Source organism: Amycolatopsis sp. NBC_01307, assembly GCF_035975215.1.
Classification (GTDB): Bacteria; Actinomycetota; Actinomycetes; order Mycobacteriales; family Pseudonocardiaceae; genus Amycolatopsis.
The window spans coordinates 2497401-2516553 of sequence record NZ_CP108403.1; the positions used below are offsets into that span (position 1 = coordinate 2497401).

Annotated in this window: 19 protein-coding genes; 8 read left to right on the forward strand and 11 right to left on the reverse strand. The window is 71.5% G+C overall.

Annotated elements, in window-relative coordinates; genetic code table 11:
- Positions 1–11: 11 nt before the first annotated feature.
- The 5 genes from OG439_RS10965 (at position 12) to OG439_RS10985 (ending at position 5889) form a co-directional block, all read left to right on the forward strand.
- The gene (locus OG439_RS10965) at positions 12–752 is read left to right on the forward strand and encodes a FadR/GntR family transcriptional regulator (protein ID WP_326949271.1); all 741 of its coding nucleotides are present in this window, start codon (positions 12–14) and stop codon (positions 750–752) included.
- Positions 753–801: 49 nt separating this feature from the next.
- On the forward strand, positions 802–1077 hold the full coding sequence (locus tag OG439_RS10970) for a hypothetical protein (protein WP_326949272.1): 276 nt from the start codon (positions 802–804) through the stop codon (positions 1075–1077).
- A gap of 95 nt (positions 1078–1172) precedes the next feature.
- Positions 1173–2609 carry an extracellular solute-binding protein gene (locus OG439_RS10975; protein WP_326949273.1) on the forward strand — a complete coding sequence of 479 codons (1437 nt, stop codon included), beginning with the start codon at positions 1173–1175 and terminating at the stop codon, positions 2607–2609.
- Positions 2606–4624, forward strand: a complete 2019-nt coding sequence (locus OG439_RS10980) for an ABC transporter permease (RefSeq protein ID WP_326949274.1) — start codon at positions 2606–2608, stop codon at positions 4622–4624. The genes OG439_RS10975 and OG439_RS10980 overlap by 4 nt, the downstream gene beginning before the upstream one ends.
- Positions 4621–5889 carry a mandelate racemase/muconate lactonizing enzyme family protein gene (locus tag OG439_RS10985; protein WP_326949275.1) on the forward strand — a complete coding sequence of 423 codons (1269 nt, stop codon included), beginning with the start codon at positions 4621–4623 and terminating at the stop codon, positions 5887–5889. The genes OG439_RS10980 and OG439_RS10985 overlap by 4 nt, the downstream gene beginning before the upstream one ends.
- Positions 5890–5897: 8 nt before the next feature.
- Here the strand turns inward: OG439_RS10985 and OG439_RS10990 are convergent, their stop codons facing one another.
- The 4 genes from OG439_RS10990 to OG439_RS11005 all read right to left on the reverse strand — a co-directional run bounded on the left by OG439_RS10990 (position 5898) and on the right by OG439_RS11005 (position 10823).
- A complete protein-coding gene (locus OG439_RS10990; RefSeq protein ID WP_326949276.1) occupies positions 5898–6638 on the reverse strand; it encodes a ribonuclease activity regulator RraA in 741 nt (246 codons plus the stop codon).
- 98 nt (positions 6639–6736) lie between these two features.
- Entirely contained in the window at positions 6737–8464 is a 1728-nt protein-coding gene (locus OG439_RS10995) for a sensor histidine kinase (protein ID WP_326949277.1), read from the reverse strand.
- An 81-nt stretch (positions 8465–8545) separates the two neighbouring features.
- Positions 8546–10048, reverse strand: a complete 1503-nt coding sequence (locus tag OG439_RS11000) for an alpha/beta fold hydrolase (RefSeq protein ID WP_326949278.1) — start codon at positions 10046–10048, stop codon at positions 8546–8548.
- 196 nt (positions 10049–10244) lie between these two features.
- Positions 10245–10823 carry a TetR/AcrR family transcriptional regulator gene (locus OG439_RS11005; protein WP_326949279.1) on the reverse strand — a complete coding sequence of 193 codons (579 nt, stop codon included), beginning with the start codon at positions 10821–10823 and terminating at the stop codon, positions 10245–10247.
- Between the two features lie 124 nt (positions 10824–10947).
- Between OG439_RS11005 and OG439_RS11010 the strand changes: the two genes are divergently transcribed.
- Positions 10948–11682 (forward strand): SDR family NAD(P)-dependent oxidoreductase, encoded by a 735-nt coding sequence (locus OG439_RS11010; RefSeq protein ID WP_326949280.1) that lies wholly within the window; start codon positions 10948–10950, stop codon positions 11680–11682.
- 8 nt (positions 11683–11690) lie between these two features.
- Here OG439_RS11010 and OG439_RS11015 read toward each other — a convergent pair whose 3' ends face one another.
- On the reverse strand, positions 11691–12596 hold the full coding sequence (locus tag OG439_RS11015; protein ID WP_326949281.1) for an SDR family NAD(P)-dependent oxidoreductase: 906 nt from the start codon (positions 12594–12596) through the stop codon (positions 11691–11693).
- Entirely contained in the window at positions 12593–13210 is a 618-nt protein-coding gene (locus OG439_RS11020; RefSeq protein ID WP_326949282.1) for an NAD(P)-dependent oxidoreductase, read from the reverse strand. The genes OG439_RS11015 and OG439_RS11020 overlap by 4 nt, the downstream gene beginning before the upstream one ends.
- A gap of 78 nt (positions 13211–13288) precedes the next feature.
- On the opposite strand from OG439_RS11020, the gene OG439_RS11025 reads away from it, so the two are divergent.
- On the forward strand, positions 13289–13861 hold the full coding sequence (locus OG439_RS11025) for a TetR/AcrR family transcriptional regulator (protein WP_326949283.1): 573 nt from the start codon (positions 13289–13291) through the stop codon (positions 13859–13861).
- Positions 13858–14175, forward strand: a complete 318-nt coding sequence (locus OG439_RS11030) for a hypothetical protein (protein ID WP_326949284.1) — start codon at positions 13858–13860, stop codon at positions 14173–14175. The genes OG439_RS11025 and OG439_RS11030 overlap by 4 nt, the downstream gene beginning before the upstream one ends.
- Positions 14176–14221: 46 nt before the next feature.
- Here OG439_RS11030 and OG439_RS11035 read toward each other — a convergent pair whose 3' ends face one another.
- The 5 genes from OG439_RS11035 to asnB all read right to left on the reverse strand — a co-directional run bounded on the left by OG439_RS11035 (position 14222) and on the right by asnB (position 19122).
- Complete coding sequence (locus OG439_RS11035; RefSeq protein ID WP_326949285.1) at positions 14222–14581, reverse strand: hypothetical protein; 360 nt, start codon at positions 14579–14581, stop codon at positions 14222–14224.
- A 1-nt stretch (position 14582) separates the two neighbouring features.
- Positions 14583–15467, reverse strand: coding sequence for a hypothetical protein (locus OG439_RS11040; protein ID WP_326949286.1), 885 nt, complete (start codon positions 15465–15467; stop codon positions 14583–14585).
- Positions 15468–15800: 333 nt separating this feature from the next.
- On the reverse strand, positions 15801–16616 hold the full coding sequence (locus OG439_RS11045; protein ID WP_326949287.1) for an oxidoreductase: 816 nt from the start codon (positions 16614–16616) through the stop codon (positions 15801–15803).
- A gap of 34 nt (positions 16617–16650) precedes the next feature.
- Positions 16651–17523, reverse strand: coding sequence for a helix-turn-helix transcriptional regulator (locus OG439_RS11050; RefSeq protein ID WP_326949288.1), 873 nt, complete (start codon positions 17521–17523; stop codon positions 16651–16653).
- Between the two features lie 75 nt (positions 17524–17598).
- Positions 17599–19122 (reverse strand): asparagine synthase (glutamine-hydrolyzing), encoded by a 1524-nt coding sequence (gene asnB, locus OG439_RS11055; protein WP_326949289.1) that lies wholly within the window; start codon positions 19120–19122, stop codon positions 17599–17601.
- Between the last annotated feature and the right edge of the window lie 31 nt (positions 19123–19153).

A 19153-nucleotide genomic window follows, 5' to 3' on the forward strand; every position in this document is an offset into this window, starting at 1 on the left:
AAGCTGATGACATGCAAAGGAGACAAGAGTCACAGGACGCTGTCAAGGTCCGGACTCTGCCGGTGCAGGTGGCGGCCCACCTGACCCGGCGCATCGTCAGCGGCGAGTTCGAAGAAGGCCGGGCCCCGTCGGAGCTCGACATCTCCCAGGAGTTCGGGGTGTCCCGTGTGGTGGCGCGGGAGACGCTCAAGATCCTCGCCTCACTCGACATCGTCGATGTCGCGCAGGGCCGCCGCGTCGTCGTGCGTCCCCGCGCGGAGTGGGACTACCTGAGCCCGCTGCTGATCGAGTGGCTGCCCGCGGAGATCGTCGGCGAGCTGCTGCAGGAGCTGCACCAGCTGCGCGTGCTGCTCGAACCGGAACTCGCCGCGATGGCCGCGGCCACCGTCACGGACGCGACGCTGGCCCGGCTCCGGGCCGAGATCGACCGCATGTCGGTGCTGGAGGCGGATCCCGAGGCCTACCTCGAGGTCGACCACGAGTTCCACATGGAGATCTGCCGGGCGGCGGACAACCGCATCCTCGACCGGATCATGTACTCCGCCCGCTGGCTCGGCACGGCCAGCCGGCGCATCACCAACGAGGGGCCGGCCGCGCTGCGCTGCGCCACCACCGACCACACGGACATCTACGAGGCGCTCGTGGCGCGCGACCCGGAACGGGCCCGCGCGGCGATGCGCAAGCACCTGAGCAACAACTCCACGCTCATCGCCCAGACGCAGCGAACCAAGCGGGCCACCCGGCGGCGCTAGCCACACCGCACGACCGGGATCCGGAACCGACGACGAGGACGGACGAGGCATGGCAGCACCCGCGATCCCGCCGATCCGGCCGGGACCGACCGGCCCCGGACCGGACGTCGCGCGTGCGGGCCGCCGGCCGCCGGCCCGTGACGTCGAGCGCCGTCGCCCGCTCGCCCGCGAACACGTCGACGCGCCCTTCCCCGCACCGGCGGCCGGACATCCGGACCGAACCTTGGTGCTGGGCGAGAACTTCTTCCACCGCGACGCCCGCACCTCGCTCTACTTCGGTGTTCTCCACACCGCACACAACAGTTCGGCGTCCTTCGCCGCATGAACGACCCGCAGCGGGGCGCTCGCCTCGCTGTCCCGCCGGTTGCACCGTCGCCCCGTCGGTACGCGTCCGCTCGATCGGACGCGAGAGGAGTTGTCATGGAAGAGAAAACGGACCTGTCGAGACGCACGTTCCTCGGGATGAGCGCGGGAGTGAGCGCGCTGGGCGTGCTCGGTCTCGCCGGGTGCGGGAGCGGCCCCGCACCCGCGCCGCAGGTCGACGTCCAGGTGCCGAAGGCGCTGCTCGACCAGGCGGCCGCGCTGCGCGGCGGGTCGGCGGGGATGCTTTCGCAGAAGCTGTACTCCGAGGCCGCGAACAAGGCATTGGACAAGTCGTTGCAGGTGTTCGCGCAGGCCACCGGCACCACGGTCCGCAACGACCTGGTCTCCGGCGACGCCGGTGACATGGTCGCGAAGATGGACGCCGAGGTGAAGGCGGGCACCAACCGCGACCTGGCCTTCATGAGCGACCGGCGGTTCGTCGGCCAGCTCCACAACCTCGGCGCCCTCACCGACGTCACCGACGTGGTCACCGAGATGAAAGCGCTTTACGGGGAGCCCGCGACGGAGGCGGCCAACTACTGCGTGTTCGACGGGCGCTGGTTCGCGATCCCGTACCACTTCATCGCGACCGGGATGTACCTGCGCAAGGACTGGTACCAGGAAAAGGGTCTCCCGCTCAAGCCGTACTACTCGTGGGAAGAGCTGCGCGACAACGCGCTGGCCGTCTCCGACCCGGCGAAGCGGCGCTTCGGCTGGGGGCTCACGGTGAACCGCTCCGGCGACGCCAACGGCTTCATCGCGAACGTCATCAACACCTACGGCGGGGCGATCGCGGACAACACCGGCACGAAGGTGACGTTCAACTCGCCGGAAACCGTCGAAGCCGTCACGTTCATCGGCGACATCTACACGAACCCGAAGTACGCGCCGATGCTGCCGCCCGGGATCGGCAGCTGGACCGACTCGAGCAACAACGAGAACTGGCTGGCCCAGATCCTGGGGCTCACGCTCAACCAGTTCAGTGTCTACGCCGACTCGAAGACCAAGAAGAACCCGGTCTACGCCAACACCCACCCGTTCAACGGCGCCACCGGACCGGCGCTCGACCGGCCGCTCGCGTACGGCGAGTCCAACTCGTTCGTCGTGTTCAAGGGGGCGAAGAACCCCGACCTCGCCAAGCTGGTCGCGAAGTTCATGGTCGGCGGGAGCGCCTTGCTCGGTGTCGCGAAGGAAGCGCCGTGCCTGGTGAATCCCTCGTGGGACAAGGTGTGGGACTCCGACCCGTACTACACCACTGGTGACCCGGCCTTCGCCGCGCTGCGCGAGCAGACCCGCGCGGCGCTCCCGATCAAGACCAAGACCGGGTACGCCTTCCCGCAGGCGCCGAGCCCCGGCGAGCAGGCCGCCACCGCCGCCTACCTGCTGACCGACATGATGCAGTCGGTCATCCAGGGCACCCGGCCGGCCGACGCCGTGGCCTCGACCCACACCCGGATCGTCCAGATCTTCGAGCAACAGGGCTACCGGCAGTGACCGTCCTGCGTCCGAAGAGGACACCCCCGGCGCCGGCCCGTCCGGCGCCGGGCGCGTCGTCCTCGCTCACCCCGACCCAGCGGCGGCTCGGGCGCGACTGGCGCCTCGCGGCGGTGTTCATCGGGCCGACGCTGGTGCTGGTCGCCGGCCTGATCCTGGTCCCGATCATCAGCTCGGTCGTCACCAGCGCCACCGAGCGCCACGGTGCGGACACGGTCTTCGTCGGGCTGGACAACTACACCGCCCTCATCGACGACGCCGTGTTCCACAAGGGCGTGCTCAACTCGTTCGTCTTCACCGCCTACGCCGAGATCTTCAAGGTGGTCTTCGGCCTCATCGCGGCGTTGATGCTGCACCACATGCGCCGCGGCCGGGCGATCATCGCCGGGGTGATCCTGCTGCCGTGGGTGATCCCGACGGTCGTCACGGCCTTCACCTGGCGTTCGCTGCTCGACCCGATCTTCGGCAGCGTCAACGTCCTGCTCACCGACTCCGGGATCGGGCCCGCCCTCGCCGCGATCGGGCTCGTCGACAAGTGGCCGGCGGAGTGGTTGTCCGATCCCGCGCTCGCGCTGCCGGCGGTCATCCTGGTCAACGTCTGGAAGGGCGTCCCGTTCTTCACGGTGACGTTCCTCGCCGGCCTCAAGGCCATCGACAGCGGCCTGCACGAGGCGGCGATGGTGGACGGCGCCTCGTCGTGGCAGCGCTTCGTCCACATCACACTGCCGGGGCTGCGCCCGGTCATGATCGTGACGGTGCTGCTGTCGTCGATCTGGACGTTCAACAACTTCGACCTGATCTGGCTGATGACCCAGGGTGGACCGGGCGACGCCACCGCCCCGTACGTGATGGTGGCCTACTCGAAGGCCATCCAGCAGCTGCAGCTGGGCGCGGGCGCCGCGGTCACGCTGGTGATGCTGCCGATCATCGCCGTCCTCGTGGTGATCCTCGTGCGGATGATGCGCCGCAGCGACCAGCCGGGCGCGGCCGATATGGGGCGCCGGCGGCTGACCCCGGTCCAGCGCCGGGCGCTGCCGTGGGTGATCGTCGCAGGCTCGGTGCTCGTGCTGGTCTGGGCGTCGCCGCAGATCGTCTGGAAGGCCGCGCTCGTGCTGGGCGTGTTCGTGGTGCTCGCGGCCGCCGTCGGCCGGGTCGTCTCGACGCTCGCCGCGCGCGGCAACCGGCTGGCCGCTCGCCTGGTCGCCGGCGGCGGCTCGGGGGTCGCGCTCGCCGGCCTGCTGGGCTTCGTGCTCGCCCCGATCTACTGGATGACGGTCACGGCCTTCAAGTCCGACGACCAGATCGTCGCGCGCGGCGACGACCTGTGGCCGACGCCGTGGAGCACCGAGCAGTTCACCAACCTGTTCTCGGGCCGGGCGTTCGGCACCTGGTACCTCAACACGATCCTGGTGTCGGTGGCGTCCACCGTGATCGCCCTGGTCTGCGCGGCGCTGGCCGGTTACGCGCTGGCCCGGCTGAAGTTCCGGGGTTCGGAGAGCTTCACGGTGACGATCCTGCTCACCTACGTGATGCCGGGCGCGCTGCTGTTCATTCCGCTCTACCAGCTGATGAGCGGGATCGGGCTCAACGACTCGCTGTGGTCGCTCGTGCTCGCCTACCCCACGTTCACCCTGCCGTTCGCGACGTGGCTGCTCGTCGGCTACTTCAAGTCGATCCCGGCCGAGCTCGAGGAGGCCGCGCTGGTCGACGGCTGCACACGGTTCGGGGCGTTCCGCCGGATCGTGCTGCCGCTGGCGAAACCGGGCCTGCTCGCGGTCGCGCTGTTCACGCTCACCAACGCGTGGAACGAGTTCCTGTTCGCCTTCGTGTTCATCACCAAGGACGACTACAAGACGCTGCCGGTCGGCATGCAGTCGATGATCTTCGGCGACGTCGTCCCGCAGGGGCAGCTGGCCGCCGCGTCGCTGCTGGTCAGCATCCCGGTCGTGCTCATGTACGGGTTCGGGCAGCGGTTCCTGACCGAGGGCCTCACCGCGGGAGCGGTGAAGGGATGAGCGGGATCACGGAGGAGCACGTCGCGACGGCGTCCCGGCCGAGCAAGCTGCGCATCACCGACCTGCGGGTGGCCAACCTGGCCGGCGTGCCGTTCCGCTCGTCGATCATCCGGATCGACACCAACCAGGGGCTTGTCGGTTACGGGGAGGTGCGCGACGGGGCCAGTGCCACCTACGCGCTGATGCTCAAGAGCCGGCTCGTCGGTGAGAACCCCTGCAACGTCGACAAGATCTTCCGCAAGATCAAGCAGTTCGGGTTCCACGGCCGCCAAGGCGGCGGGGTCTCGGGCGTCGAGATGGCGGTGATGGACCTGGCGGGCAAGGCGTACGGTGTGCCCGCGTACGCGCTGATCGGGGGCCGGTTCCGGGACGAGATCCGCTGTTACGCGGACACGCCGTCGCTGCCGGACCCGCGCGCGATGGGCGTCCGGCTGCTGGACCGCAAGCAGCGCGGGTTCACGATGCTGAAGATGGACGTGGGCATCGACCTGCTGTGGGACGTGCCGGGCGCGCTGATCGCGCCGCCGGGTGCCCGCGAGGACGCCACGACGATGCACCCGTTCACCGGCGTCCAGGTCACCGCGAAGGGCGTCGACCACCTGGTGTCCTATGTGGACATCGTCCGCTCCGTGGTCGGCTACGACATCGCGCTCGCCGCCGACCATTTCGGTCACATCGCCCTCGACTCCGCCATCCGGATCGCCCGCGCGCTGGAGCCGTTCACCCTGGCGTGGATCGAGGACCTGATCCCGTGGCAGCTGACCGACCAGTGGCGGCAGCTCACCACCGCCGTCGACGTCCCGACGTGCACGGGGGAGGACATCTACCTGCTCGACGGCTTCCGGCCGCTGCTGGACGCCGGCGCCATCCGCGTCGCGCACCCCGACCCGGCGACGGCGGGCGGGATCGCGGAGACCAAGCGGATCGGCGACCACGCGCAGGAACGCGGGATCGCGATGGCGCTGCACCTGGCGGCGTCGCCGATCGCGACGATGGCGTGCGTGCACCTGGCCGCCGCCACCGAGAACTTCCTCGCCCTCGAACACCACGCGGCCGAGGTGGGCTTCTGGAGCGACCTCGTCACCGGCCTGCCCCGCCCGCTGATCCGGAACGGCCACATCACGGTGCCGGACACGCCGGGACTCGGGTTCGGCGACGTCGACGAGGAGCTGCTGCGCCGCCACCTCGACCCCCGCGATCCGGTGTTCTTCGCCGAGACGACGCACTGGGACGGGGAGTCGAGCCACGACCGGTTGTGGAGCTGAAAGCGCTGTCAGGCCGGGCCCCGCCGGGCGCGCCACCTCTCGTACTCGGGCCGGGCCTCGTCCGACAGCGGGTAGTACAGCCGCATGTCGCCGCCCTCGGCCAGCCGGATCCGGGAGAACTCCTCCCATTCCGCGTGTTCCTGGGCGTGGGCCACCAGGGCGGGCGCGAGCTTGACCGGCACCACGACCGCCCCGTCGTCGTCGGCGACGACGATGTCGCCCGGCTCGACGAGCGTGCCGCCGCACGCAACCGGCACGTTGACGGCGGCCGGGACGATGCCGGTCTGGGTGTGGAAGTTCGGTGTGGCGCCCCGGATCCACAGCCCGAGGCCGAGCTGCTTGGCCTCGCCGGTGTCGCGCAGACAGCCGTCGACCACGACGCCGGCGCCGCCGCGGCCCTTGAAGTAGGTCAGCATCATCTCGCCGAACACCCCGCTGGTCATGTCGCCGCGCGCGTCGACGACGATCATGTCGCCGGGCTGGGCGTGGTACATGACGTGCCGGTGCAGCTGCTTCTCCGGTTCTTCGTACTCCTCGACGGGGTAGAGGTCTTCCCGTTTCGGCAGGAACTGCAGCGTCAGCGCCGGTCCGGCCACGCGCACGCCGGGGGTCACCGAAACCGGGCCGCTGATGAACGCGCTGCGGATGCCCATGCGGCTGAGCTCGCCGCTGGCCGTCGCGCTGCCGATGGCCGCGAGGGCCGCGCTCAGTTCGGCGGGCGGGCGAACGATGTCGTGCGTCTCGACCACGTCGATAGCTCCCTCGGGTCCGCGGTTACCGTGACTGTCGAAGAGTTTCGCTGGGACTCCGGATCCGAGCCTAGTCCGGCGGACCTGCTTCCGCGACGTCATCCGGGTGGCGGTTTTGCCCTCCGTGCCAACAGAACACCGACCCCACGGTCCGCTGGGGCCGCGTTCCCCCGTCGTTGCGGCGCTTCGGCCGTGGGGAACGCGGCGCTGACGCGGAACCCGTCGCCCGACGGTCCGGCGGTGAACCGGCCGCCGAGCGCGTCGACGCGTTGGCGCAGCCCGGCGAGCCCGCGGCCGCCGGAGCCGAGCACACCGGCGTCGGTCGCCGGGCCTCGGGTGGTCACCTCGATCTCGAGGTGGTCCACGCCGTGACCGACGCGCACCGTGGCGGGCCGGCCGGCGGCGTACTTGGCCGCGTTGGTCAGCGCTTCCTGCACGATCCGGTACGCCGTGAGCTCGGTGTCCGCCGGCCACGCCCGGCGTTCGCCCGATTCCACCAGCTCGACCACCCGCCCCGGCTGGTCGGCGAGGCCGCGCAACGCGTCCAGGCCCGGCGTGCGCGCGCCGGTCGCTTCGAGAACACCGAGCAGGAACCGCAGTTCGGTGAGGGCGTCGCGGCCCGAGCCGGTGATGGTGGCCAGTACCGCGGGAAAGCGCTCGGGTGGCAGGTACCGCGCGGCGTCGGCCTGGACCACCATGGCCGTCACGTGGTGGGTGACGACGTCGTGCAGTTCGCGGGCGAGCCGCGTGCGTTCCTCGGCCGCCGCGGCCCGGGCGGTGAGCCGCCGCCGCTGCACCTCCTGCCAGCGCCGTTGCCGCACCACCGTGCCCAGTAGCCAGAACAGCGCCAGCACCCCGTAGTAGACGAGGTAGATCAGCACACCCGACGGGGACCCGCGCCAGGTGACCAGGACCGCGAAGACGACGTACCCCGTCGACACCGCCGCGGGCAGGGCCCAGCGGAACCGCTCTTCGCGCGCCCCCGCCGAATAGAGCGCGAAGTAGAGCGCGAGGCTGGCGATGGTGGGGGAGTAGGCGAGCACTTCGTGCGCGGCGAACGAGGTCGCGATGACCGCCAGGGTCGCCGCCGGCCACCGGCTGCGGACGGCCAGCGGGAGCGTCTGCCCGAGCACCAGCACGACCGCCGCGAAACCGCCGTCGTGGCGCGGCAGATCGCCGAACTGAGCCCCGAGCATCGCCAGTGCCGGGACGAACGCGGCGGCCGTGACGCTCGCGGCGAGCGCCCGGTCCCGGATCTCCGGCGGCACGCGCGCCCAGCGGTTCCGGAGACGGTCCGGTGTCGGCATGGCCGGGAGCCTAGCGATACCGGGCCGTTCCCGTTGCGGCGCTCGGGAAAGCGGAGGTGCGCCGGACCTCGGCTGCCCGCGAGCGCGTGAATCAGCTGCGGCGAGGGCACTTCGGTCCGGATTCCGCTGAGCACCGCAGAGCGGCGGCCAGCCACTCGCGCAGCGCCGCCGCCTTGCGCGGATCCGGGTCCGGTCCGGCTGGGTCGTGCCGTTGATCGCCGCCACCAGGGAGTGGTACCTGGTCAGCAGTTTCAGCCCGGTCGACTCGGCCATCGACACGAGCTTGTGCAGCAGGCTGACCTGTTCCGTCGTGGTCTGCTGCCGCACGACGGTCCGCAGCACGGCTCGGCGGGCCCGGAACTGCCGCAGCTGGTCCTCGACCAGCCGCAGGTGGGTGCGAGCCAGGTCGGGCAGGGTGCGGACGAGTTCAAGGCGGGCGATGGCGTGCACGTCGTACTGCCGGAAGCCGCCCTCGGTGAGCGCGGCGGGCGCGTCTCCGATGGCGTAAAGCTCTTTCATACCGCCACTATGGGATCTCGAGCGGGTTGAGAGTCAAGGGCGCGGGCGGCGCGTCGAGGCAGGCCGCCCGCGCCGGGGCGATCACTGCGTCGTGACGTCGGTGCAGTCGAGGTCCTTCTCCGGCAGCCGGCCGGTGTCCAGGAAGGCCGTGGTGGCGGTGTCCGCGCAGGCCGAGCCTTCGTGGTAGACGTAGTGCCCGCCGTTGCCGACGCCGACGAAGGCGGCGCGGTTGCCCAGCGCGTGGCGCAGCCCGAGGCCGGAGTCCCACGGTGTGGCGTGGTCACGGCGGTTCTGCAGGATCAGGGTGTTGCGCGGGCCCTGGCCGGTCACGGTGACCGGCTTCTCGACCGGTTGCGGCCAGAACGCGCACGGCCAGATGTTCGCCGGCATGCCCGCGGTCAGCGGCCAGGCCGTGCGGTCGGCGGCGGTGGCCCGGGCGTAGGCGCCGACGTCGTGGGACCACTCGGCGTCGCCGCAGGTGAGGGCCAGGAACATGGTCGCCTGGTTGTCCGCGGGGACACCCGGGGCGGCCGGGCCGTCGGCGAACACCTGCTTGAGCACCGCACCGTCGGCGTCGGTGACCCGCCCGTCGGCCAGGTCGCCGGCGGCCTTCCAGACCTGGGCGAGCACCGGCAGGGTGTTGTTGTGGATCAGCAGCGCGTAGGTGACGCCGCGCAGCATCGCCCCGCTCAACGACTGTGGTGTGCCGGGGACCGACGCCGGCTGGTGGTCGAGCCGGTCGGCGAGCGCGAGGTAGGTCCGGGTGACCTCGGCGGGGGTGGCGCCGAGCCCGAGGGCGCCGTTCTGCGCGGCGGCGACGGCGGCCGCGTCCGGGAACCGCTCGGCCATGCCCTTGCTCCAGCTCGCCGCTTCGCCGGCCCACACGTGGGCGGGATCGACGTTGCCTTCGAGGATCACGCGGTCGGTCCGGTCCGGGAACAGTGCACTGTAGACGGTGCCGAGGTAGGTGCCGTAGGACTGGCCCCAGTACGAGATCTTGGCTTCACCCAAGGCCTCCCGGACGCGGTCGAGGTCGCGGGCGGTGTTGGCGGTGGTGAAGTAACGCAGGTTCTCCCCGGCCGTGGCGGCGCACTTGGCGGCCGTGGCCCGGGCGGCCTGGACGTTCGCGTCGATCGAGCCGTCGGCGGCGGGGTAGGGGAAGAGGGCGGCGACGCTGGGGTTCTCGAGGCCGCAGCTCTGCGGGGTGCTGGTCCCGACGCCGCGCGGGTCGAAGCCGATCAGGTCGTAGCCGTCCAGGACGGGTTTCGGCAGCGTCGGGGCCATCGTGCTGGGTGTGTCGAGCCCCGGCAGCGCCGGACCACCCGGGTTCAGCAGCAGGACGCCGTGGCGCTTGGTGGGATCGGCGGCCCCCAGCCGGGAGATGACGACCTCGATCGACGCGCGGTCCGGCTGACTGTAGTCCAGCGGTACCTTCACTTTCGCGCAGGTGAGCCGGGGATCCCGGGTCGTGCCCGGCGCCGCCGCCGGGCACGGTCCCCACGCGAGCGCCGCGGGCTGGGCCGGGCTGTCTTCGTCGTCCGCGCTGTCGCACGCCGCCACGCCGAGAACGGTCAGCGTGGTCACCGCCAAAGCCGCTGCGAACCGTGACCCGCGTGTCTTCCTCATGGTGCTCGCCCTCCGCCGTTCAATGGTTTTGACGGCGCTGAAGGTAGCGAGGGCGGGACCGCGCGAACGTCACCCCGGAGTGGGCAGCCCGAGTAGCTCTCCCGGGGGACAACGGCCCGGATGAAAACGCCGTGGGCGACCGGCGTTGGCCGTGCTACTCGGCCGCTGCCGCGGGGATCGCGTTGTCGACGAGGACGGCCGCGACGGTGGCGGCTGTGGTGAACGCTTCGGTGTCGAGGACCCGGCTGCGGGCCGAGGCGCCGTCCAGGAGCAGCGCCAGTTGCTCGCCGAGCTGTTCCGGGCTGGTGGCGCCGGCCTCGCGGGCGGCCTCGGCGAGCCGGGCGGCGAAGCCCAGCTTGTAGTCGCGGGCGTGGACGCGCGCCGGGTGGCCCGGGTCGGGGATCTCGACGGCCGCCGCGATGAAGGGGCACAGGGGCGAGTGCACGTCGAACACGGCGAGGAGCCGTTCGCGAGGTGTGAGGTCGGTGCGGTCGAACACTTCGGGCAGGATCTCGGGGTCGAATCGGCGCAGGCCTTCGGCGATCAGCTCGTCCTTGCCGGCGAAGTGCTGGTACAGCGTGCGTTTGGACACCTCGGCCACCGCGCAGAGCTGGTCCATGCCGGTGCCGTTGATGCCTTGGTCGCGGAACAGCTGCTGTGACGCGCTGAGGATGCGCTCGCGGGCGCCCCGGCCGCGCCGCAGGCCTCGCGGTCCCTTCTCCACCTCTGTCACGTCCCCAGCTTAGCGCACTTGGGTACCGCTCGGTGTGCATAGCTTGCGTCCTACCCGGCTGCCCGCTACGTTAGGTACTCAGATCGGTGTACATAACATCGGCATGCGAGTGGATGGAGCAGTCGTGGGAAAGCTCGATGGCAAGGTCGCGGTGATCACCGGCGGGACGAGCGGGATGGCGCTGGCCGGTGCGAAGCTGTTCGTCGACGAAGGGGCGTACGTCTTCATTTCGGGCCGGCGGAAGGACGCGCTGGACGACGCCGTCAAGCTGATCGGCCGGAACGTCACCGGCGTGCAGGGCGATTCGGCCGACCTCGACGACCTGGACCGGTTGTTCGAGACGGTCAAGCGGGAGAAGGGCTCGGTCGACGTGGTGTGGGCGAGTGCCGGGACGGGCGAGCAGGGCAAGCTCGGCGAGATCACCCCGGAGCAGTTCGACGCCGCCTTCTCGCTGAACGCGCGCGGCACGCTGTTCACGATCCAGAAAGCGCTTCCGCTGCTCAACGACGGCGGCTCGATCGTCATGACCGGGTCGAACGCGTCGCTGCGGGGCTATCCCGAGTGGAGTGTGTACGCGGCGAGCAAGGCCGTGCTGCCCGCCTACGCCCGGGTGTGGGTGGCCGAGCTGCGGGACCGGAAGATCCGGGTGAACGTGCTGACCCCCGGCCAGGTCGCCACGCCGATCCTGGCGGACGTGATGGACGAGGCGACGAAGGCGCAGTTCGAGTCCGTGATCCCGCGGCGGGAGATGGGCCGCCCCGAAGAGATCGCGTCGGTCGCGTTGTTCCTCGCCTCGGACGACTCGAGCTACGTCAACGGCATGGAGCTGGTTGTCGACGGCGGCACCACGGTGATCTGAGCGCGTCGTCATCCGGCGAAGTGGTTCTGGCTCAGCGCAAGGAGTTTCCGCTGAGTGGCGGGGTCGTGGGACACCGGGGGAGTGCTCGTTTCCTTGTCACGATTGAAGTAGCGGCCGGTGACACCGGCCATGGCGGGGTCGGTCGCGATGCGTGTGGCGCTTCGCGCTCCTTCGGCGGGGGTGAGCAGGCTGCGGCGGATGAGGGCACGCATGGGGCGTAGCAACGGGGGCACGAGGTCGTCGATGATGTCGGTGGCGACGATGCCCGGGTGCAGGGCGTTGACCGTCACTCCGTCGGCGGCGAGGTCGCGGGCGAGGGCGTAGCCGGCGGTGACGGTCATCAGCTTGGCGCGTGCGTAGGCCTCGAACGGCGCGAAACCGGCCGCGGGGTTGAGTTCCGCGAGGTCGTCGACGCCGGTCAGGTCGAGGGTCGCCGGCCGCGGCTTGCCGGCGAGCTTGACCTGCCGGGTGTCGTTGAGGGTGTCGCTGGCGACGTTCACCACGCGGGCCCCGCCGCGGCGCAGCGCCGCGTCCAGCAGGGTGGTGAGGCCGAAGGCGGCGAGGTAGTCGAGGGCGATGTGCATCTCGACGCCGTCGGCCGAGACGCGGTGTTCGGGGAAGTGCGCGCCGGCGTTGTTGACGAGGAGGTGGATCCGGTCGTGCCGGTCCAGGATGGTCTTCGCCGCGGTGACGACGTCGGCGCGCCGGGACAGGTCGCCGGGGATGACGTCGAGCCGGTTCGCCTGGGCGCCGAGGAGTGCGCGCAAAGCGTGGGCACGAGCGGGATCGCGGGCGACGGTGAGCACGTGCGCACCCGCGCGGACGAGGTCGGCGGCGATGACCTGGCCCATGCCGCCGGTCGCGCCGGTGACGACGGCGACCTTCCCGGTCAGGTCGGGGATGGCGGCGCTCACCGGCTGATCCGCGGGTAGGCGTGGGCGTACCGCGGGGTTTCGGCCTCGTCGAGGAGGAACGCGGCGAGATCGGCGCGGCCGATGGAGCTCCACAGCCGGATCCGCAGGTCGGTGCCGGCCCGGTACTTCCCGATCTCGTCGTGGTCCGCCAGCTTCGGCGGCCGCACGATCGTCCAGTCCAGGCCGGAGGCGGTGATGAGCGGTTCCATCGTTTCCTTGTCGCGCATGCGTTCGGCGACGTTCGCCCACACGGCCAGGGAGTACAGCGACTTGTCGTGCGTCTCGAGCACGCCGTGTGCGCTGAGGGCGATCAGGCGGTCCACCCCCGTCGCCTTCATCGCGGTGACCGCGGAGCGGACGCCGTCGGTGCACACCGTCGTCGGCCCGGTGCCGGCGCCGCCCAGCGCGCTGATGACCACGCTGGTGCCCGGCAGGGCGCGGGTGAGGGCCGGGACGTCGGTGACCTCGGGCCAGCTCACTTCGTCAAGCCGCGCGTGCGGCGCGAACGTCCCCGCCCGGCGGACCGGCGCGACCACGCGGTATCCGCGCCGGAGCGCCGTGGACACCACGTGGCGTCCGGTGGCCCCGGTCGCTCCGAGTACCGCCACGGTCATCTGTGATACAGGATGTCTCATACCGCCATCATGCACACTCGTCGTGCTTCGAGTCAAGTTGTCTCATAGGATCGGCACGTGACCAGTGAGACAGACCCCCGATCCGTGCGAAGCCGGGAAGCGATCCTGAACGCCGCCCGCGAGCTGCTGCTGGAGAGCGGCCCGACCGCGGTGACGCACGTGCAGGTCGCCGACCGCGCGGGGGTGGGCCGCGCCACGGTCTACCGCCACTGGCCGCAGGCCGAACCGCTGCTCCTCGAGGCCATGGCCACCGTCCCGATGCCGTTCCTCGACCAGCCCACCACGCCCACCCGGGAGTGGCTGCGCCGGGAGCTGACCGCCATCGCCCGCCAGCTTGAGCTCGACGACGTCCGCGCCGTGTCCACGACCCTGGCCAACACGGCCCTATGGGACGAGAACATGGACGCCCGCCGAGCACAGTTCGCCGCCATCCTCACCGACCGCCTGGCAACCGCCCTGGACGACGCCCAGACGCGCGGCGAGCTCACCCTGGCACTGGCGAGCCGCAACGCCGCAGCCCTGACGATCGGCCCGCTGTACTACCGCAGCACCATCGAGCACGCCCCGACCGACGCCACCCTCATCGACGCCGCCATCGCCGCCCTGGGCGACTGGTCCGCGGACCGGTGAGCACGCCGGACGACCGGTCAGCGGCCGGCGAAGGCGCCGAGGAGGAAGCTGGCGGAGTGCCGAGCAGCGAACGAAGGAACCGGGAAGCCATGCGCCGCGCCGCGGTCGAAGGCGTAGCGGCCTACCTCGCCGACGAGGACGCAGACGTCTACAACATCATCGACGCCGCCGTCCGGGAGAACGCGGTGGTAGCGGCGTTGAACCTGACCGCGCTGGCGGCAGCTGCGGTCACGGCCCTCGCCGAAGCGACGGACCGTACGCCCGCCGATGCCCTGCGCTCGATCGACCGAGCAGACATCGGTCGGCTGGGGTAGGCCCGCTCACGGGCCGCTGGCAGGGACTTCGGCAAGTCCGGCCTGATCACCAGGTGGATCTCCGGAACCCGCCGTCATAGTCGTCTTCCTCCGGGCCGACCTCCGGCTCCGCAAGATCGAGCGCCGCCAACGCCGCGATCTCCTCCCGGACTCCGGCTTCCGCGCCGTCGAGGGCTGCTTGCTTCTCGGCTTCGGGCAGGGCGTGCCACTCGTCGATGCCCGCGTGGGCCGCCTCCAGCGTTTCCTCGGACAGGTACGAGCGGTACAGCAGGTCTTCCGGCTTCGCGTGGCCCGCCAGGACGTCGCGGGCGAAGTCGGCCAGGTCGCCCTCGCCGCGGGCCAGCAGCACCAGCTGGTTGTGCCTCGCGAGTCGGCCCCGTTCCGTTCGCCACGGTGAGATCTCCACGTCACGTCCCCGGGTGCTTGTACGGTTCGCCCGGCCAGGCCTTCGCGGCGATTTCGCCGTTGCCCGCCACCAGCTCGGAGATCGACGCGATCGTGTGCGCCAGCGTGTTCAGCGCGTCGATGGCGGTGCGCAGCGGGGTCACCTCGGTCATGATCCCGGCGATCGCCTGGCGCACGGACTCGCCGTCGCCCAGGCCGGCGATGCCCAGCAGGAACATCTCCAGGGCCTTGCCGAGCTTGAAGACCTTGCCGAGCAACGCGTCGAGCAGCCCTTCGAGCGCGATGTCGAGCGCCTGCATGGCGTCGTAGGCCGCGCGGGCGAAGTTCTTGATCTTCTGGCCGGCCTCCGTGCAGAACTTCGCGTGTTCCGCGCAGGCGTGGGAGTAGTCGGTCAGCCAGGCGCGCGCGGCCTCGCCGGCGTGCCCGGTCCAGCGCTCCTGGATGCCGAAACGCCCGCGGTCGACGTTCTGCTTGATCTTGGCGAACGCGAGCCCGGTGTCCTCGAACACCATGCCCTGCCGCAGCAGCGCGTCCCAGTCGCCGGCCACCAGCTTCTCGACGACGGTCAGCAGGTCGATCCCGACCAGCTTCGTCAGCAGCCCCCGCGCCGCCCCGGAGATCGACGCCCCGCCCGCGATGTCGTCGGCGATGCGCTGGACCTCGATGTTCCAGCCGCCGAACGCGTCCTCGCCCGGGTTGTCCGGCCCGGTGTACTCGAACTCGGGATGGCGCGGGTTGCGGGACGCGTTGTCGAAGTCGGTGAAGGACGCCGCGGTTTCGGGTGAGGCGACGTCGTCGGGCGCGACCCGTTCGGACAGCGAGTCCGGGTAGGCCGCGTCGGCCTTCGCGGCGGCCTCGTGGTCGGTCTCGCGGTACAGCTTCGCCACGGCGACGAGCGTGGTGTCGTAGGAGTCCGCGAGGGACTCGGCCTTGCCCCCGTTGGCGACGGCGAGCTCCTGCCACCGGTCGAGCGGCGCGGCGAGCTTGCCGAGCAGCCCCTCACCCCACTCGTTCGGCCCGGCGGTGGCGGCCGCCCGGTAGAGCCCGGCCGCGGCGCCGGCCCGCCCGGCCAGCGCGCCGAGCTTCTTGATCGCCTCGGGGTCGGCGTGGAAATCACTGCTGATGGTCGTGCCTCCGGGTCCGGTCGTGCTGACGACCGGTGCACGCGCGCCGGGCTGATCCGGTTTAGTGCCGGTCCACCCAGTGGAACGCCGCTCGGCTCACCGGTAGTCGGTGGAGGTGGCCAGTTCACGCCACCGGTCGAGCTCGCCGGCGACCGTGGCCAGCTTGTCCTCCACGAGCCGGACGCAGTCGCTGCCCAGCTGCAGCCGCAGCGGCGGCTCCGCGGTCGTGACCAGGCGGCGGATGGCGGTGACCGCGCGGGCCGGGTCGCCGGGCTGGTGGCCGTCGTTCTTCTCGATCGCCGACGTCACGGCGCCGACGCTGCCGGCGTAGGCGGGCACGGTGACCGCGACCTGGCGACGGCTGGCGGGGGCGAGGAAGTCCGTGCGGAACGAGCCGGGCTCGACGACGGTGACGTCGATCCCGAGCGGCCCGACCTCCGCGCGCAGCGCCTCGCTGAGCCCTTCGACGGCGAACTTGGCCGCGCTGTAGAGGCCGCGGCCCGCGCCGGAGGCGAACCCCGCGCTGGAGCTGATGTTCACGATGTGACCCGCGCCCTGGGCCCGCAACACCGGCAGCGCGGCGCGGGTGACGTTCAGCAGCCCGAAGACGTTGGTGTCGAACAGCGCGCGGACGTCGGCGTCCGGCACCTCCTCGACGGCGCCGAAGAGCCCGTAACCGGCGTTGTTGACGAGCACGTCGATGCGGCCGAACCGGTCGACGGCCGCGGCGACGGCGGCCTCGGCCTGGGCCGGATCGGTGACGTCGAGGCGGACGTCGAGCCGCGGCCCGGCCGGGTCGCCAGGCGGTGGGTTCCGCGCGGCGGCGGCGACCTGGTCGCCCGCGGCGAGGGCGGCGTCGGTGAGCGCCCGGCCGAAGCCGCGGGACGCGCCGGTGATGAACCAGACAGACATGAGTGTGCTCCGTGATCGTGCGACCGCAGGCCGGTTATCGGCCGGACGGGTCGTCCGCGGGGGAGAGGGCGTAGCCGGCCAGCAGGGCGAGCGCGTGGGCGGCCGGGCTGCCCGGCTCGGCGTGGTAGACGACGAGGTGCTGCCCCGGCGCGCTGGTGACGGCCAGGTTCTCGAACCGCAGGGTCAGGTCTCCGGCGAGTTCGTGGTGGAAGTGCTTGACCGTCGCGGTCTTGGCCCGGACCTCGTGCTTGCCCCACAGGCGGGCGAAGTCGGGGCTGCCGACCGACAGCGTGCCCACCAGTTCGGTGAGCCGGGCGTCGTCGGGGTCCGGGTTGGCCGCGCGGAGGGCGGCGACGCAGCCTTCGGCGATCTTCGCCCAGTCGCGGTAGAAGACGCGGGCGCCGGGCTCGAGGAAGATGCCGCGCAGCAGGTTCCGTTCGCCGCGCAGCCAGGAGAACAGCGCTTCGCCGAGCGGGTTGACGGCCAGGAGGTCGAAGTACCGGCCGTAGACCAGGGCCGGGGTGTGGGGCCAGGCGTCGAGCAGGGCCACGAGTCCCGGTGCCGGGTGCTCGGGCCGGGCTTTGCGTGGTTTCGCCGGTGCGGCGAGGCCGCGCAGGTAGGCGGCGGCCTCGTCGTCCAGCAGCAGGGCGTCGGCGAGGGCCGTCACCACCTGCGGCGAGGGGTGGGTGTCGCGGCCCTGTTCCAGCCGGGTGTAGTAGTCCGTGCTGACGCCGGCCAGCATGGCGACCTCTTCCCGGCGCAGCCCGGGCGTGCGCCGGTCGCCGTCCGGGATGCCGTGCCGGTCCGGCCGGGTCAGGGCGCGCCGGGCCCGGAGGAACTCGCCCAGCCGGGGTGCCGCGTGCGCCACGGTCACCACCTCCTGTCCGTCGCGGATCTTCGACCTCACCGACGCTAGCCGGGGATCACCGGAGCCGGGTAGCTCTGCCAGGTCCCCCGTGCGGCGCTCGTCGGGGAAGCCGGATCAGGCGACGGCGAAGCGGGTCAGCACCGCGGCCGGCCGGACCTCGGGCAGGGCCCGGCGGAACGCGCGGTAGTAGGCGAGTTCCTCTTTGGACCGCAACGAGGTGGCCGGGTCGCGCCGCTCGGTCAGTTCGGCGTCGCCGATGTGCCGGTTCCAGTACGGGGTCAGCAGGTCCGCGGCGCCGCTGCCGGTGCCGAACTCCAGCTTGGGCCGCCAGAGCAGCCGCTCGGGGAGCCAGCCGGTGAACGCGCGGCGCAGGTGGCCCTTCTCGAGGCCGTCGGCTTCGAGTGATTTCACGTTGTCCGGCAAGGACATCGCGTGGTCGACCACGCGGGTGTCGAGGAAGGGCACCCGCGCTTCCAGCCCGTGCGCCATCGTGACGCGGTCGCAGCGCTGGAGGTTGAGCCCGTGCAGCTGCTCGATGGTGCGCCGCAGCTCGCGGTGCAGCGCCGCCGGGTCGCGGTGACGTTCGTGGTAGTAGCTGTAGCCGGCGAAGAGCTCGTCCGCGCCTTCGCCGGTCAGCACCGCCTTGACGTGCTGTGCGGCCAGCTCGGCGAGGAACCAGTTCGGCACCGCGCTGCGGATGAGGCCGGCGTCGAACGACTCGACGGACGCGACGACGTCGTCGAGGGCCGCCACGGCCTGCGCGGCGTCGAAGACCGTTTCGCGGTGCTCCGTACCGAGGAATTCCGCGACTTCCCGGGCCGCGAGCAGGTCGGAGGATCCCTCGACGCCGACGGCGAAGGTCTTCAGCCGCCGCCCTTCGCGGGCGTACTCGGCCGCGGCGACGGCGGCGACGATGCTGGAATCGAGCCCGCCGGAGAGGAAGACGCCGACCTCGACGTCGGCCATCAGGTGCCGGCGGACCGAGTCGACGAGCACGGCGCGCGTCCGGCTCTCCAGCTCCACCGCCGTGAGGCCGTCCTGGACGGGGGCGAAGGTGACGGCGGTGGCGAACCGGACCAGGCCGTCTTCCGGCGTCCACCAGCAGCCGGGCGGGAACATCTCCACCGCGTGCTGGACGGTGACCGGGAAGGCGCGCATCTCGGACGCGAAGTAGTACCGGCCGCCGGTCCGCGCCCAGTACAGGGGCTTGATGCCGAGGCGGTCGCGGGCCGCGACGAAGCGTCCGTCCGGGGTCGCCGCGCACAGCGCCCACATCCCCTCCAGCCGGTCGAGCGCGCGCGGCCCTTCGGCGGTCAGCAACGCGAGCGCCGATTCGCTGTCCGACGCGGTGGTGAAGTGGTGGCCGGGCAGGCTTTCGCGCAGTTCGGCGTCGTTGTAGATCTCCCCGTTGCAGACCAGCGACCACGGCCCGGCTTCGCCGAGCGGCTGCCGTCCGTTGGCGGGCCCCACGATCGACAGCCGGTTGTGGCCGAGCCAGACGTGCTCGCCGACGCGGGCCTGGCCGGTGTCATCGGGGCCGCGGTGGGCCAGCCGGGTGAGCATGGCCCGGCCGGTGGCCACGACGTCGGAGGTGATCGCTTCGGACGAGGGGGCGTACCACGCGACTATTCCGCACATGCAGGTCACGCTAGGTCGGTCCGTGCGTCGG

What these genes read in the sequence shown, in the direction of transcription:
- OG439_RS10985 (WP_326949275.1), top strand. Translation starts at nt 4,621, where the DNA reads ATGAGCGGGATCACGGAGGAGCACGTCGCGACGGCGTCCCGGCCGAGC.
- OG439_RS11020 (WP_326949282.1), bottom strand. Translation starts at nt 13,210, where the DNA reads ATGACCGTGGCGGTACTCGGAGCGACCGGGGCCACCGGACGCCACGTG.
- OG439_RS10965 (WP_326949271.1), top strand. Translation starts at nt 12, where the DNA reads ATGCAAAGGAGACAAGAGTCACAGGACGCTGTCAAGGTCCGGACTCTG.
- OG439_RS10970 (WP_326949272.1), top strand. Translation starts at nt 802, where the DNA reads ATGGCAGCACCCGCGATCCCGCCGATCCGGCCGGGACCGACCGGCCCC.
- OG439_RS10975 (WP_326949273.1), top strand. Translation starts at nt 1,173, where the DNA reads ATGGAAGAGAAAACGGACCTGTCGAGACGCACGTTCCTCGGGATGAGC.
- OG439_RS11045 (WP_326949287.1), bottom strand. Translation starts at nt 16,616, where the DNA reads ATGTCTGTCTGGTTCATCACCGGCGCGTCCCGCGGCTTCGGCCGGGCG.
- asnB (WP_326949289.1), bottom strand. Translation starts at nt 19,122, where the DNA reads ATGTGCGGAATAGTCGCGTGGTACGCCCCCTCGTCCGAAGCGATCACC.
- OG439_RS10995 (WP_326949277.1), bottom strand. Translation starts at nt 8,464, where the DNA reads ATGAAAGAGCTTTACGCCATCGGAGACGCGCCCGCCGCGCTCACCGAG.